We start from the raw sequence: 1,076 nt of genomic DNA on the forward strand, positions 1-1,076 counted from the left end.
GGCGACGCGATGCTTTGTACATCAAGAGCTTTTAACTCGTCAATATGACAAGCTTCAAGTGTATAGGTTTCATGCGTGTATGGGTTGGTTTGCTCTCCCAAATAATCAACAAGCAACTCATAAGGTTTAACTGCAGGGTTCACGACAACCGCTTTAAAACCGTACTTAGCGTTTAACCACGTCGACATGTAACCACCAAGCGAGCTACCCACTAAGCCAATGTTGTAGTCGTCTTTGTATTGCTCAACAATATCCAACAACAATTGAGCGGCTTGTTCAGGAAAGCAAGGCAATTGTGGGACGATGACTTTGATGTCCGGACGATGCTGCGCGCAATATTCTCTCATTAAATTGGCTTTCATTGAGAGCGGTGAGCTGTTGAAACCGTGGATGTACAATAGAAGTGAAGGTTTACTCATAGAAGTCTCGCATGAAAAAGCGACCCCGAACTTAGAGCTCGGGCATCATTAATATCCGTTGGAAGACAAATCTGGCTGGAATTGGCCTTCTGGTAAACGGTCGACATGGGTTGTGATGTCGCCGTTGGTGTGCAGTTCTAGCTCACGCCAACCTGGGGATGTGGTATCAAGCGCGAAATCATCGGAATTCGGCTTAAACTGGACACACGTTGATGGTGTTGCCATCACTCGAATACCTTTGTGTATTACGTTCATGTCTTGATGAACGTGCCCACACAAAATGCCTTTTACATTGTCGAATCGATCCACAACTTGCCAAAACACTTCTGCGTCTTTCAACGTATGCTGGTCAAGCCAAGCGCTCCCCACCAGCAAAGGGTGGTGATGCAATAAAACCAGTGTATGACGCTCAGGAAATTCCGTTAATTTCTCTTCCAAAAGAGTCAACTGCTGATCGCTTAAACGCCCATGAGGCACGCCTACTACTTGAGAATCAAGCAAAATCAATTGCCACTTTTCACCCAGCAACACATGTTCTGCCGCTTGAATTTGTGGTGAAGGTAACACACTGCCCATATTGGGTTTGTAATCGTGATTTCCCGGCAGCCAATAACAATCCTTTTGCAGCGGCGCAATGCCATCAGCAAATCGTTGATA

At 45.8% G+C, this 1,076-nt stretch carries 2 protein-coding genes; both read right to left on the bottom strand.

The window, feature by feature from the left end:
* Positions 1–419 (bottom strand): YqiA/YcfP family alpha/beta fold hydrolase (locus R7E47_RS25150; protein WP_318085519.1); only part of this gene is annotated, 419 nt, incomplete at its 3' end.
* A gap of 48 nt (positions 420–467) precedes the next feature.
* Positions 468–1,076 (bottom strand): 3',5'-cyclic-AMP phosphodiesterase (cpdA, locus tag R7E47_RS25155; RefSeq protein WP_318085521.1); only part of this gene is annotated, 609 nt, incomplete at its 5' end.

This window comes from Vibrio sp. Vb1026 (assembly GCF_033338745.1).
GTDB lineage: Bacteria > Pseudomonadota > Gammaproteobacteria > Enterobacterales > Vibrionaceae > Vibrio > Vibrio alginolyticus.